The 13,076-nt window shown below is 62.9% G+C and carries 13 protein-coding genes; 9 read left to right on the top strand and 4 right to left on the bottom strand.

What is annotated here, in order from left to right:
- Positions 1–59: 59 nt before the first annotated feature.
- Positions 60–320 carry a cold shock domain-containing protein CspD gene (gene cspD / locus CKW22_RS15350; RefSeq protein WP_033696731.1) on the bottom strand — a complete coding sequence of 87 codons (261 nt, stop codon included), beginning with the start codon at positions 318–320 and terminating at the stop codon, positions 60–62.
- Between the two features lie 230 nt (positions 321–550).
- Here cspD and clpS point away from each other — a divergent pair, with 230 nt between their 5' ends.
- Positions 551–913, top strand: coding sequence for an ATP-dependent Clp protease adapter ClpS (gene clpS, locus CKW22_RS15345; RefSeq protein ID WP_003251220.1), 363 nt, complete (start codon positions 551–553; stop codon positions 911–913).
- Positions 914–943: 30 nt separating this feature from the next.
- Complete coding sequence (gene clpA, locus CKW22_RS15340; RefSeq protein ID WP_033696733.1) at positions 944–3,214, top strand: ATP-dependent Clp protease ATP-binding subunit ClpA; 2,271 nt, start codon at positions 944–946, stop codon at positions 3,212–3,214.
- Positions 3,215–3,369: 155 nt separating this feature from the next.
- Here clpA and infA read toward each other — a convergent pair whose 3' ends face one another.
- From infA to aat, 3 genes are all read right to left on the bottom strand, one after another.
- Positions 3,370–3,588 (bottom strand): translation initiation factor IF-1, encoded by a 219-nt coding sequence (gene infA / locus CKW22_RS15335; RefSeq protein ID WP_002553999.1) that lies wholly within the window; start codon positions 3,586–3,588, stop codon positions 3,370–3,372.
- Between the two features lie 102 nt (positions 3,589–3,690).
- Entirely contained in the window at positions 3,691–4,398 is a 708-nt protein-coding gene (locus tag CKW22_RS15330; protein ID WP_033696734.1) for an arginyltransferase, read from the bottom strand.
- Positions 4,399–4,455: 57 nt separating this feature from the next.
- Complete coding sequence (aat, locus tag CKW22_RS15325; protein ID WP_047581837.1) at positions 4,456–5,136, bottom strand: leucyl/phenylalanyl-tRNA--protein transferase; 681 nt, start codon at positions 5,134–5,136, stop codon at positions 4,456–4,458.
- Between aat and CKW22_RS27305 the strand changes: the two genes are divergently transcribed.
- The 7 genes from CKW22_RS27305 to cysG all read left to right on the top strand — a co-directional run bounded on the left by CKW22_RS27305 (position 5,129) and on the right by cysG (position 13,063).
- A complete protein-coding gene (locus tag CKW22_RS27305) occupies positions 5,129–5,362 on the top strand; it encodes a hypothetical protein (protein WP_143500745.1) in 234 nt (77 codons plus the stop codon). The two genes, aat and CKW22_RS27305, sit on opposite strands and share 8 nt — an antisense overlap.
- Positions 5,363–5,449: 87 nt before the next feature.
- Positions 5,450–7,966 carry a DNA translocase FtsK gene (locus CKW22_RS15320; RefSeq protein ID WP_371856424.1) on the top strand — a complete coding sequence of 839 codons (2,517 nt, stop codon included), beginning with the start codon at positions 5,450–5,452 and terminating at the stop codon, positions 7,964–7,966.
- Between the two features lie 61 nt (positions 7,967–8,027).
- Positions 8,028–8,651: an outer membrane lipoprotein chaperone LolA gene (gene lolA, locus CKW22_RS15315; protein ID WP_033696739.1), complete on the top strand. Its 624-nt coding sequence runs from the start codon at positions 8,028–8,030 to the stop codon at positions 8,649–8,651.
- 12 nt (positions 8,652–8,663) lie between these two features.
- Positions 8,664–9,989 (top strand): replication-associated recombination protein A, encoded by a 1,326-nt coding sequence (locus CKW22_RS15310; RefSeq protein WP_033696740.1) that lies wholly within the window; start codon positions 8,664–8,666, stop codon positions 9,987–9,989.
- A complete protein-coding gene (crcB, locus tag CKW22_RS15305) occupies positions 9,986–10,360 on the top strand; it encodes a fluoride efflux transporter CrcB (RefSeq protein WP_033696741.1) in 375 nt (124 codons plus the stop codon). The genes CKW22_RS15310 and crcB overlap by 4 nt, the downstream gene beginning before the upstream one ends.
- Positions 10,361–10,390: 30 nt before the next feature.
- Entirely contained in the window at positions 10,391–11,671 is a 1,281-nt protein-coding gene (gene serS / locus CKW22_RS15300) for a serine--tRNA ligase (RefSeq protein WP_033696744.1), read from the top strand.
- Positions 11,672–13,063 carry a siroheme synthase CysG gene (cysG, locus tag CKW22_RS15295; RefSeq protein ID WP_033696745.1) on the top strand — a complete coding sequence of 464 codons (1,392 nt, stop codon included), beginning with the start codon at positions 11,672–11,674 and terminating at the stop codon, positions 13,061–13,063.
- The last annotated feature ends 13 nt before the right edge of the window (positions 13,064–13,076 follow it).

Raw genomic sequence — 13,076 nt, 5'->3', positions numbered from 1 at the left:
AACCGGTCGCTTGGCTAAAGAGGCGACCGGTTTTTTCGTATACCGACACGGAGCAGGGTTCAGGCTCTGGCGGTTTCGCTCGCGGTCTGGCTTTGGGCCTTGGCAGCCGCAGCGGTAACGGCGTCCATTATCTTGACCGCGTGCAGGCCTTTGGGGCCCTGGATGATTTCGAATTCCACGGCCTGGCCAGCCTTGAGCGTCTTGTATCCGTCCATCTGGATGGCCGAGTAATGAGCGAACAGGTCATCGGATTTACCATCCTCGTTGATGAATCCGTAGCCCTTGGCATTGTTGAACCACTTGACTTTACCGCTTGCCATCCCTATGTCCCTCTGCAAAGGACTCCATCACTGGAGTATCATCCACTTCATCCGCATACGAACCATGCGAAAAATCTGGTTGACTGCGCGGATCTTTATCGACCACGGTGGGTTCTTATTGGTTGTAACACCGTTTTGCCGATAGTCAAGGTCAGGCGGCGCGTGCGCCGTAGGCGAACTTTGCGCTCAACCGACAACTTTAACCTGTCGATCATGATGAAATTCTTTCCATGCATGCACCTAGTGAGATTCGACTAACATTCAATCAGGATCGCCCGCAATCGAATGAGGACGACGGCTCAGGTCTTGCTGTCCAGGAAGCCAAGCCGATCCTGCAGGCGCCACCGATGTACAAGGTGGTTTTGTTCAACGATGACTACACACCGATGGATTTCGTCGTCGAAGTGCTCGAGACGTTCTTCAGTCTGAACCGCGAGCTGGCGACCAAGATCATGCTGACCGTCCATACCGAGGGGCGGGCAGTGTGCGGATTGTTTACCCGTGACATCGCCGAAACAAAGGCCATGCAGGTCAACCAATACGCCAGGGAAAGCCAGCATCCGCTACTCTGTGAAATCGAGAAGGACGGTTAATCGCCGACCACTTGGGTATGAGGTGAAGCTATGTTAAACCGCGAGCTCGAAGTCACCCTCAATCTGGCCTTCAAGGAGGCTCGTTCGAAACGTCATGAATTCATGACCGTCGAACATCTGCTGCTGGCACTCCTTGACAACGAGGCTGCCGCGACCGTTCTGCGCGCCTGTGGCGCCAATCTCGACAAACTCAAGCACGACCTGCAAGAGTTCATCGATTCCACCACGCCCCTGATTCCGGTCAACGATGAAGACCGCGAGACCCAGCCAACCCTGGGCTTCCAGCGTGTGCTGCAGCGTGCCGTGTTCCATGTGCAAAGCTCCGGCAAGCGCGAAGTGACCGGCGCCAACGTGCTGGTGGCGATCTTCAGCGAACAGGAAAGCCAGGCCGTGTTCCTGCTCAAGCAGCAGAGCGTGGCCCGGATCGATGTGGTCAACTACATCGCCCATGGCATTTCCAAGGTGCCGGGCCATGGCCCGAACACTGAAGGCGACCAGGAAATGCAGGACGAGGACGGTGGCGAAACGTCATCGTCGAGCAACCCGCTGGATGCTTACGCCAGCAACCTGAACGAGCTGGCCCGCGCCGGGCGCATCGACCCGCTGGTCGGGCGCGAGCAGGAGGTCGAGCGCGTCGCGCAGATTCTGGCGCGTCGGCGCAAGAACAACCCGCTGCTGGTGGGTGAGGCCGGGGTGGGCAAAACTGCCATTGCCGAAGGCCTGGCCAAGCGTATCGTCGACGGTCAGGTGCCTGACCTGCTGGCCCAGAGCGTGGTGTACTCCCTCGACCTGGGTGCGCTGCTGGCCGGCACCAAGTACCGTGGCGACTTCGAGAAGCGTTTCAAGGCGCTGCTCGGCGAGCTGCGCAAACGCCCGCAGGCGATCCTGTTCATCGATGAGATCCACACCATCATCGGTGCCGGTGCGGCGTCTGGTGGGGTCATGGATGCATCCAACCTGCTCAAGCCGCTGCTGTCGTCTGGCGACATTCGCTGCATTGGCTCGACTACCTTCCAAGAGTTTCGCGGCATCTTCGAGAAGGACCGTGCCCTGGCGCGACGCTTCCAGAAGGTCGATGTCAGCGAGCCTTCGGTGGAAGACACCGTGGGCATCCTGCGCGGGCTCAAGGGCCGGTTCGAGAGCCATCACAATATCGAGTACAGCGACGAAGCCCTGCGCGCCGCCGCCGAGCTGGCCTCGCGCTACATCAATGACCGGCACATGCCGGACAAGGCCATCGACGTGATCGACGAGGCGGGTGCCTACCAGCGCCTGCAGCCAGAGGCGAACCGGGTCAAACGCATCGACGTGCCGCAAGTTGAAGACATCGTCGCCAAGATTGCACGGATTCCGCCGAAGCATGTCAGCAGCTCCGACAAGGAACTGTTGCGTAACCTGGAGCGTGACCTGAAGCTGACCGTGTTCGGGCAGGACCCTGCCATCGACTCGCTGTCGACCGCGATCAAGCTGTCTCGTGCTGGGCTCAAGGCACCCGACAAGCCGGTCGGCTCGTTCCTGTTCGCCGGGCCTACCGGTGTCGGCAAGACCGAAGCGGCGCGGCAGCTGGCCAAGGCGCTGGGCGTAGAGCTGGTGCGCTTCGACATGTCCGAGTACATGGAGCGGCATACCGTTTCGCGCCTGATCGGTGCCCCGCCCGGTTATGTCGGGTTCGACCAGGGTGGCCTGTTGACCGAGGCAATCACCAAGCAGCCGCATTGCGTCCTGCTGCTGGACGAAATCGAGAAGGCCCACCCGGAAGTCTTCAACCTGCTGCTGCAGGTGATGGACCACGGCACGCTGACCGACAACAACGGGCGCAAGGCGGACTTCCGTAACGTGATCCTGATCATGACCACCAACGCCGGGGCTGAAACCGCGGCGCGGGCTTCGATCGGGTTTACCCATCAGGACCATGCGTCCGATGCCATGGAAGTCATCCGCAAGAGCTTCACACCGGAGTTCCGTAACCGTCTGGACACCATCATCCAGTTTGGCCGCCTGAGCCACGAGACGATCAAGAGCATCGTCGACAAGTTCCTCATCGAGCTGCAGGCCCAGCTGGAAGACAAGCGTGTGCTGCTGGAAGTCAGTGATGACGCCCGCGGCTGGCTGGCGGCCTCGGGCTACGATGTGCAGATGGGCGCGCGGCCAATGGCGCGGCTGATCCAGGACAAGATCAAGCGGCCACTGGCCGAGGAGATCCTGTTTGGCGAGCTGGCCGAGCATGGTGGCGTGGTGCACGTCGACCTGCGCGATGGCGAACTGGTGTTCGACTTCGAGACCACGGCTGAGGTGGCGTGACAGTGGGGCCGCTATGCGGCCCTTTCTCACCGTACCTACAGGTTACCGCGATCCTGTAGGAGCGGCCTTGCGTCGCGAAAGGAGGGCAAAACCCTCCCAGTTCTCCAAGCCAAAAAAAAGCCCGGCACATGGCCGGGCTTTTTCATGGCTTGGGCTTAGCGCGCACGGTAAGTGATGCGGCCTTTGCTCAGGTCGTAAGGTGTCAGTTCGACGCGGACCTTGTCGCCAGTGAGAATACGAATGTAGTTCTTGCGCATCTTTCCGGAGATGTGCGCGGTTACGACGTGCCCGTTTTCCAACTCCACGCGGAACATGGTGTTGGGCAGGGTGTCGACGACAGTACCTTCCATTTCGAAGCTGTCTTCTTTCGACATGCAGTTGAGCCCTCGGTGTCCAGTGTTGGCCCGACGCATAACCGCACCGGGCAAAAAAGTGGCGTGGATTATGCCGGAAAATAGTGTTTCAAGCCAATGCTTTCAGTTGAGGGTGACCCAGCGCTGGTTGATCAGCAGCTCGATGGGGCGATACTGCGTCTTGTAGTTCATCTTCTTGCAGTTCTTGATCCAGTAACCGAGGTAAACCGCCTCAAGATTCTGGCGCAGGGCTTCGGTGATCTGCCAGAGGATGGCGAAACGGCCCAGGCTGCGGCGCTCTTCATCGGGCTCGTAGAAGGTGTACACCGCCGACAGGCCGTTAGGCAGCAGGTCGCACACCGCCACCGCCAGCAGGCGCCCTGCCAGGCGGAACTCGTAGAACCAGCAGAACGGCAGGTCGCGCACCAGGAAGGTGGAGAACTGGTCGCGGCTGGGCGGGTACATGTCGCCGTCGGCGTGACGGGTCTCGATGTAGCGCCGGTACAGGTCGAAGTACTCTTCCTTGAATGCCGGGCGTGCCGCGGTCACGGTCAGGTCGGCGTTGCGCTTGAGGATGCGGCGCTGCTGGCGGTTGGGGATGAAGCGCGCCGTCGGAATGCGCGCCGGCACGCAGGCATTGCAGTTTTGGCAGTGGGGGCGGTAAAGGTGGTCGCCGCTGCGCCGAAAACCCATTTCAGACAGGTCGGCATAGACGTTCACGTCCATCGGCTGGCTGGGGTCGAGAAACAGCGTGGTGGCCTGCTCCTCGGGCAGGTAGCTGCAGGAGTGGGGCTGAGTGGCATAGAACTTCAACCGCGCCAACTCTGTCATGATCAACCCCTTCGGTGAGACTTTGCCTTTAAGTGTAAGCCAGCTCTGGGAACTCGCCTAGGGAACCCAGGTGGCGCTGTTGGGCTGGTCGAGGTAGCGCGCGAGGTACCCGGCGAACTCGGCGCGGCTGATGGCGCGGGCGCCAAGGCTGTGCAGGTGGTTGGTCGGCATCTGGCAGTCGATCAGGACAAAACCGGCCTGGCGCAGGTGCGTGACCAGCGTGACGAAGCCGACCTTGGAGGCATTGTCGGCACGGCTGAACATCGACTCGCCGAAGAACAGGCGGCCCATGGCCAGGCCGTACAGGCCGCCGACCAGCTCACCGTCCTGGCGCACTTCCACTGAATGGGCATGGCCGCGACGGTGCAGCTCGCAGTAGGCGGCGCGCATGGTGTCGGTGATCCAGGTGCCGTCGGCATAGTCGCGGGGTGCGGCGCAGGCGGCGATCACGGCGGCGAAGTCGGTGTCGAAGGTGACCTGGTAGTGGCCCTGGCGGATGAACTTGGCCAGCGAGCGCGAGACGTGCAGCTCATCTGGCAACAGCACCGTGCGGGGGTTGGGTGACCACCAGAGGATCGGCTGGCCCTCCTGGTACCAAGGGAAGCAGCCATGGCGGTAGGCCTGCACCAGGCGTTCGGGGCTCAGGTCGCCGCCGGCGGCGAGCAGGCCGTTGGGTTCATGCAGGGCCTTTTCCAGGGGCGGGAAGGTCAGCGAGTCGCGGGTCAGCCAGGTGAGCATGGTCTATTGTGCGGTGGGGGAGGGGAGCGGCCAGCATGGCGCGGCTGAAAAGCAGGGTCAATCGCTGTCGTTCATTCGCCAAGGTACGGGCAACCGTTTAGGTAATTTCCTGCACATTCATGAGGCCACAGGCACCATCCGGGACATTTGCTGTCATACCTGTGCAAAAACACAGCATAAGCCTTTGTCACAAAAGAAAATGCATGCTCAAATTGCAGCTAAGTGAAAGTAGCCCCCTCAAGCCCATGTGCGGCGCGCCGTCATGGCGGCTGACGGGCAGTAATGTTAAAAGTAGTGGTTCATTGGCCATGCATTGGCCGATCACTATTGGACGCGCAGCACGCGCAGGAATAGACGCGTTTTGAAGAAATCCACCGCAACTCCAGCTCCCTTGCCAGTGCCCCTGTGGCGGCAGCAGCTGCACTATCGCCTGAAGGAAGGTGCGTTGATCGCCGTCGGCGCCATGTGCCTGTACCTGTGGATGGCGCTGCTGACCTACGACACGTCCGACCCTGGCTTCAGCCACACCAGCAACGTCGACCAGGTGCAGAACGCCGCCGGGCGAGCAGGGGCCTACTTCGCCGACATCCTGTTCATGGTGCTGGGCTATTTCGCCTACATCTTCCCGCTGCTGCTGGCGATCAAGACCTTGCAGATCTTCCGCGAACGCCACCAGGCCTGGGAATGGAGCGGCTGGCTGTTCTCCTGGCGGCTCATCGGGCTGGTGTTCCTGGTGCTGTCGGGCGCGGCCCTGGCGCATATCCATTTCCACCCGCCGGCGAGCATACCGTTCTCTGCCGGGGGCGCCCTGGGCGAAAGCCTGGGCGAGCTGGCGCGCAACCTGCTGAACGTGCAGGGCAGCACGCTGATGTTCATTGCCTTGTTCCTGTTTGGCCTGACGGTGTTCACCGACCTGTCCTGGTTCAAGGTGATGGACCTTACCGGCAAGATCACCCTTGACCTGTTCGAACTGGTGCAAGGCGCCGCCAACCGCTGGTGGGAAGCCCGCAACGAGCGCAAGCGCCTGGAGGCGCAGTTGCGCGAGGTCGATGAACCTGACTTCGGCGTGGCGCCCATGGTGGCCCAGAAGCGCGACCCGGCCAAGCCACAGCTGCGCGAGCGCAGCGTCGAGCGTGACGATGTGCCCGCCCGGCCTGTAGCCGCGCCGCCTGCTGCGCCGCGTGAACCCGTGGTGGCGCGTGAGGCCGTGGTGCCCCGCGAGCAACCTGCGGCCCCGGTAATCGTCCCGCCCGCGCCGGCCAAGGCGCCGGAACCGAGCAAGCGGGTGATGAAGGAGAAGCAGGCGCCGCTGTTCGTCGACAGCGCCGTGGAAGGCACGTTGCCGTCCATTTCCATCCTCGACCCGGCCGAGCAGAAGAAGATCGAGTATTCGCCAGAATCCCTGGCCGGCGTCGGCCAGCTGCTGGAAATCAAGCTCAAGGAATTCGGCGTGGAAGTCTCGGTGGACTCCATCCACCCAGGCCCGGTCATTACCCGTTACGAGATCCAGCCAGCGGCCGGGGTAAAGGTCAGCCGTATCGCCAACCTGGCCAAAGACCTGGCGCGCTCCCTGGCAGTGACCAGCGTACGGGTGGTCGAGGTGATCCCGGGCAAAACCACTGTGGGTATCGAGATCCCCAACGAAAACCGGCAGATGGTGCGCTTCTCCGAAGTGCTGTCGTCGCCGCTGTTCGACGAATCCAAATCACCGGTCGCGCTGGCCCTGGGCCACGACATCGGCGGCAAGCCGGTCATCACCGACCTGGCCAAGATGCCGCACCTGCTGGTCGCCGGTACCACTGGCTCCGGTAAGTCGGTGGGTGTGAACGCGATGATCCTGTCGATCCTGTTCAAGTCCGGGCCCGAAGATGCGCGGCTGATCATGATCGACCCGAAGATGCTCGAACTGTCGATCTACGAAGGCATCCCGCACCTGCTGTGCCCGGTGGTCACCGACATGAAGGATGCCGCCAACGCGCTGCGCTGGAGCGTTGCCGAGATGGAGCGGCGTTACAAACTGATGGCCGCCATGGGTGTGCGTAACCTGGCCGGCTTCAACCGCAAGATCAAGGATGCCCAGGAAGCCGGCGAGGTCATTCACGACCCGCTGTACCGCCGCGAGAGCATGGACGACGAGCCGCCAGCACTGAAGACCCTGCCGACCATCGTGGTAGTGGTGGACGAGTTTGCCGACATGATGATGATCGTCGGCAAGAAGGTCGAAGAGCTGATCGCGCGTATCGCCCAGAAGGCGCGGGCTGCCGGTATTCACCTGATCCTCGCCACCCAGCGTCCGTCGGTTGACGTGATCACTGGCCTGATCAAGGCCAACATCCCGACCCGCATGGCGTTCCAGGTGTCGAGCAAGATCGACTCGCGCACCATCATCGACCAAGGCGGTGCCGAGCAGTTGCTTGGCCACGGTGACATGCTGTACATGCCACCGGGCACCAGCCTGCCGATTCGCGTGCATGGCGCGTTCGTTTCCGACGACGAAGTGCACCGCACGGTGGAGGCCTGGAAGCTACGTGGCGCGCCGGACTACAACGACGACATCCTCAACGGCGTCGAAGAGGCTGGCAGCGGCTTCGAAGGCGGTGGTGGTGGCGGTGACGGCGACGATTCGGAAAGCGATGCGCTGTATGATGAGGCGGTGCAATTCGTGCTAGAAAGCCGTCGAGCCTCCATTTCGGCGGTGCAGCGCAAGCTGAAGATCGGCTACAACCGCGCCGCACGCATGATCGAGGCGATGGAGATGGCCGGTGTGGTCACCCCCATGAACAGCAACGGCTCGCGGGAAGTGATTGCCCCAGGCGGCCCGCGCGATTGATGAACACATTGCCGGGCGCCTCGAGGGCGCCTGGTTCATAGACTGCCCTACGAGGATTTCCATGCGCGCGATTCGCATGCTGTTGGTTTCTGCCCTGGCCATGGGCTCTGTGTCGGCCCACGCCGGCGAGCTGGACGTAAAGCGCCTGACCCAGTTGCTGGAAAAGTCGCAAACCATCGATGCCAAGTTCTCTCAACTGACGTTGGGTGCCGATGGCACCAGCCTGCAGGAAACTGCCGGGCAGATGACCGTGAAGCGCCCGGGCCTGTTCTACTGGCATACCGATGCCCCGCAGGAGCAGGTAGTGGTGTCCGATGGCAAGATGGTCACCCTGTGGGACCCGGACCTGGAACAGGCCACCATCAAGAAGCTTGATGTGCGCCTGAACCAGACCCCGGCGTTGTTGCTGTCCGGTGACGTGTCGAAGATCAGCCAGAGCTTCGATATCGACTCCAAGGAGCAGGGCGAAGTGATGGACTTCACCTTGAAGCCGAAAACCAAGGACACCCTGTTCGACTCGCTGCGTGTTTCGTTCCGCAAGGGCCTGATCAATGACATGCAACTGATCGACAGCGTCGGCCAGCGCACCAACATCCTGTTCACCGGGGTGAAGGCCAACCAGGCGGTGCCGGACAGCAAGTTCAAGTTCGATGTCCCGAAAGGCGCGGACATCATCCAGGAGTAAGCGGAGCCCGTGATGGACCTGTTTCGAAGCGAACCCGTCGCCCAGCCCCTGGCTGCTCGCCTGCGCCCGTCCAACCTGGACGAGTACGTCGGCCAGGAGCACCTGCTGGCGCGCGGCAAGCCGCTGCGCGAGGCGCTGGAGCAGGGGGCTTTGCACTCGATGATCTTCTGGGGCCCGCCCGGGGTCGGCAAGACCACCCTGGCGCGGTTGCTGGCGCAGTTCTGTGATGCCCACTTCGAAACCGTCTCGGCGGTGCTGGCGGGGGTCAAGGAAATTCGCCAGGCGGTCGAGGTGGCCAAGCAGCAGGCGGCCCAGTATGGCCGTCGGACCATCCTGTTCGTCGACGAAGTGCACCGCTTCAACAAGTCCCAGCAGGACGCTTTTCTGCCCTATGTGGAAGATGGCACGCTGATCTTCATCGGCGCCACCACTGAAAACCCCTCCTTTGAGCTGAACAATGCCTTGCTCTCGCGGGCGCGGGTGTATGTGCTCAAGAGCCTAGACGAGCCGGCCCTGCGCAAGTTGGTCGACCGGGCCCTCAGCGAGGAGCGCGGCCTGGGCCAGCACAACCTGCGGGTTGGCGACGAGGCCTTCAAGATGCTCATGGCTGCCGCCGACGGCGATGGCCGACGCATGCTCAATTTTCTCGAAAATGCCTCGGACCTGGCTGAAGATGGCAGCGAAATTGCTGTCGAGCTGCTGCAAAGCCTGCTCGGCGACAGCCGCCGCCGTTTCGATAAAGGGGGCGAGGCGTTCTATGACCAGATCTCGGCGCTGCACAAGTCGGTGCGCGGCTCCAACCCCGATGCGGCCTTGTACTGGTTCGCGCGCATGCTCGATGGTGGCTGCGACCCGCTGTACATCGCCCGCCGCGTGGTGCGCATGGCCAGCGAAGACATCGGCAACGCCGACCCTCGTGCCTTGAGCCTGTGCCTGTCGGCCTGGGACGTGCAAGAGCGCCTGGGCAGTCCCGAGGGGGAGCTGGCAGTCGCCCAGGCCATCACCTATATCGCCTGCGCGCCGAAGAGCAACGCGGTGTACATGGGCTTCAAGACCGCCCTGCGCGAGGCCGCCGAGCACGGCTCGCTGGAGGTGCCGCTGCACCTGCGCAACGCCCCGACCAAATTGATGAAGCAACTGGGCTATGGCGATGAGTACCGCTACGCCCATGACGAGCCCGATGCCTACGCGGCGGGTGAAGATTACTTCCCCGACCAGCTTGAACCCCGCCAGTACTATCAGCCCGTCCCCCGTGGCCTGGAGCTGAAGATCGGCGAGAAGCTTCGGCACCTGGCCGAGCTGGATCGCAGCAGCCCCCGGCAACGGAGAAAACCGTGATTGCACTGATCGCCGCCGTCAGTGCGGGCGGTGTCGCCGGCACGTTGCTGCGCTTTGCCACCGCGAACTGGGTGGTTGCCCACTGGCCACGGCACTTCTATCTCGGTACGCTGGCGGTCAACCTGATCGGCTGCCTGCTGATCGGCCTGCTCTACGGCCTGTTCTTGCACAAGCCGATGGTGCCGGCCGAGCTGCGCGCCGGCCTGATGGTCGGCTTTCTTGGCGGCTTGACGACGTTTTCCTCTTTTTCGCTCGATACCGTACGCCTCATGGAAAGCGGGCAGATGCCCCTGGCTTTGGGCTATACCGGTATCAGCGTGGTGGGCGGGCTGCTCGCGACCTGGGCCGGCCTGTCCCTGACCCGATTCTGAACCAACACTTACATATAACGAGAGAACGATATGCTCGATTCCAAACTGTTACGCGGCCAACTTCAGGAAGTGGCGGATCGCCTGGCCTCCCGTGGCTTCAGCCTGGATGTCGCGCGCATCGAATCACTGGAAGAACGCCGCAAGGCGGTGCAGACCCGCACCGAGCAGCTGCAGGCCGAGCGTAACGCCCGCTCCAAGTCCATCGGCCAGGCCAAGGCCAAAGGCGAGGACATCGCGCCGCTGATGGCCGATGTCGAGCGCATGGCCAATGAGCTGGCAGCCGGCAAGGTCGAACTGGACGGCATCCAGGCTGAACTGGACGCCATCCTGCTGACCATCCCCAACCTGCCGGACGCCAGCGTGCCGGTCGGCGCCAGCGAAGACGACAACGTCGAAGTGCGCCGTTGGGGCACGCCGACAGCGTTCGACTTCGAGATCAAGGACCACGTCGCCCTGGGCGAGGTCAGCGGTGGCCTGGACTTCGAAGCCGCTGCCAAGCTGTCTGGCGCACGCTTTGCCGTGCTGCGTGGCCCGATCGCCCGCCTGCACCGCGCCCTGGCGCAGTTCATGATCAACCTGCACACCGGCGAGCACGGCTACGAAGAACACTACACCCCGTACCTGGTACAGGCACCGGCCCTGCAGGGTACCGGCCAGCTGCCCAAGTTCGAGGAAGACCTGTTCAAGATCACCCGTGAAGGCGAAGCCGACTTCTACCTGATCCCGACGGCCGAGGTTTCGCTGACCAACCTGGTCGCGGGTGAAATCCTCGATGCCAAGCAACTGCCGCTCAAGCTGGTCGCCCACACCCCGTGCTTCCGCAGTGAAGCCGGCGCTTCGGGCCGTGATACTCGCGGCATGATTCGCCAGCACCAGTTCGACAAGGTCGAGATGGTGCAAGTGGTCGAGCCGTCCAAGTCGATGGAAGCCCTGGAAGGCCTGACAGGCAACGCCGAGCGTGTGCTGCAACTGCTGGAGCTGCCGTACCGCGTACTGGCGCTGTGCACCGGCGACATGGGCTTTGGTGCGGTGAAGACCTACGACCTGGAAGTGTGGGTGCCAAGCCAGGACAAGTACCGCGAGATCAGCTCCTGCTCCAACTGCGGTGACTTCCAGGCCCGTCGCATGCAAGCCCGCTGGCGCAACCCGGAAACCGGCAAGCCAGAGCTGGTGCACACCCTCAATGGCTCTGGTCTGGCGGTAGGCCGCACCCTGGTGGCGGTCCTTGAGAACTATCAGCAGGCCGACGGTTCGATCCGTGTGCCTGAGGTGCTCAAGCCGTATATGGGTGGCGTCGAGGTCATCCGCTAAATGGATTACCTGCCACTGTTCCACAAGCTGCAGGGCGGCCGGGTACTGGTTGTCGGTGGCGGTGAAATTGCCTTGCGCAAGGCGCGCCTGCTGGCTGATGCCGGCGCCGCGCTGCGCGTGGTGGCGCCCGAGGTTGATGGCCAATTGGCTGCATTGGCCCGGGAAGGTGGCGGTGAGGTGCTGGTGCGCGGTTATCAGGCGTCCGACCTGGTCGGTTGCCGGCTGGTGATCGCGGCCACCGACGACCCTGGGCTCAACGCCCAGGTGTCGGCCGATGCCCAGTCGCTCAACCTGCCGGTCAATGTGGTGGATGCGCCGGCCCTGTGCACGGTGATCTTCCCGGCCATCGTCGACCGCTCGCCGTTGGTGGTGGCTGTCTCCAGTGGCGGTGATGCGCCGGTCTTGGCGCGCTTGATCCGCGCCAAGCTGGAGGCGTGGATCCCTTCGGCGTACGGCGAACTGGCCGGGTTGGCCGCGCGTTTCCGGCACCAGGTCAAACGCCTGTACCCGGACGTCAACCAGCGTCGCGGTTTCTGGGAAAACGTATTCCAGGGCCCGGTTGCCGAGCGCCAGCTGGCCGGGCAGGGCGCCGAGGCCGAGCGCTTGTTGCAGGCGATGGTCGAGGGTGCGCCGGTGCAGCAGGGCGGTGAGGTGTATCTGGTAGGCGCGGGGCCGGGCGATCCGGACTTGCTGACCTTCCGTGCCTTGCGCCTGATGCAGCAGGCCGATGTAGTGCTGTACGACCGCCTGGTGGCCCCGGCCATCATCGAGATGTGCCGGCGTGATGCCGAGCGTATCTACGTGGGCAAGCGCCGCGCCGAGCATGCCGTGCCGCAGGACCAGATCAACCGTCTACTGGTCGACCTGGCCAAGCAGGGCAAGCGTGTGCTGCGGCTCAAGGGTGGCGATCCGTTCATCTTTGGGCGGGGTGGCGAGGAGATCGAGGAACTGGCCGAGCAGGGCATCCCGTTCCAGGTGGTACCGGGTATTACTGCGGCCAGTGGTTGCTCTGCCTACGGCGGCATCCCGCTGACCCATCGCGATTATGCGCAGTCGGTGCGCTTCGTGACCGGGCACCTGAAGGACGGGACCAGTAACCTGCCTTGGAATGACCTGGTGGCGCCGAACCAGACCCTGGTGTTCTACATGGGGCTGGTGGGCTTGCCGACCATTTGCGCCGAGCTGATTCGTCATGGGCGTGCGGCCAGCACACCTGCGGCGCTGGTGCAGCAGGGGACGACGCGTAATCAGCGGGTGTTCACCGGTACCCTGGCGGATTTGCCGGGCCTGGTCGCCCGGCATGAAGTGCATGCGCCGACCCTGGTGATTGTCGGGGAAGTGGTGCAGTTGCGTGAGAAGCTGGCTTGGTTTGAAGGGTCGCAACAAAGCTGAAATCGAACGGGGC

Source organism: Pseudomonas sp. Irchel s3f19 (assembly GCF_900187555.1).
GTDB lineage: Bacteria > Pseudomonadota > Gammaproteobacteria > Pseudomonadales > Pseudomonadaceae > Aquipseudomonas > Aquipseudomonas capeferrum.
This window is presented reverse-complemented; position numbering and strand designations above follow the sequence as displayed.

What these genes read in the sequence shown, in the direction of transcription:
- cspD (WP_033696731.1), bottom strand. Translation starts at nt 320, where the DNA reads ATGGCAAGCGGTAAAGTCAAGTGGTTCAACAATGCCAAGGGCTACGGA.
- CKW22_RS15330 (WP_033696734.1), bottom strand. Translation starts at nt 4,398, where the DNA reads ATGACAGAGTTGGCGCGGTTGAAGTTCTATGCCACTCAGCCCCACTCC.
- clpA (WP_033696733.1), top strand. Translation starts at nt 944, where the DNA reads ATGTTAAACCGCGAGCTCGAAGTCACCCTCAATCTGGCCTTCAAGGAG.
- serS (WP_033696744.1), top strand. Translation starts at nt 10,391, where the DNA reads ATGCTCGATTCCAAACTGTTACGCGGCCAACTTCAGGAAGTGGCGGAT.
- lolA (WP_033696739.1), top strand. Translation starts at nt 8,028, where the DNA reads ATGCGCGCGATTCGCATGCTGTTGGTTTCTGCCCTGGCCATGGGCTCT.
- infA (WP_002553999.1), bottom strand. Translation starts at nt 3,588, where the DNA reads ATGTCGAAAGAAGACAGCTTCGAAATGGAAGGTACTGTCGTCGACACC.
- cysG (WP_033696745.1), top strand. Translation starts at nt 11,672, where the DNA reads ATGGATTACCTGCCACTGTTCCACAAGCTGCAGGGCGGCCGGGTACTG.
- CKW22_RS15310 (WP_033696740.1), top strand. Translation starts at nt 8,664, where the DNA reads ATGGACCTGTTTCGAAGCGAACCCGTCGCCCAGCCCCTGGCTGCTCGC.
- clpS (WP_003251220.1), top strand. Translation starts at nt 551, where the DNA reads ATGCATGCACCTAGTGAGATTCGACTAACATTCAATCAGGATCGCCCG.
- aat (WP_047581837.1), bottom strand. Translation starts at nt 5,136, where the DNA reads ATGCTCACCTGGCTGACCCGCGACTCGCTGACCTTCCCGCCCCTGGAA.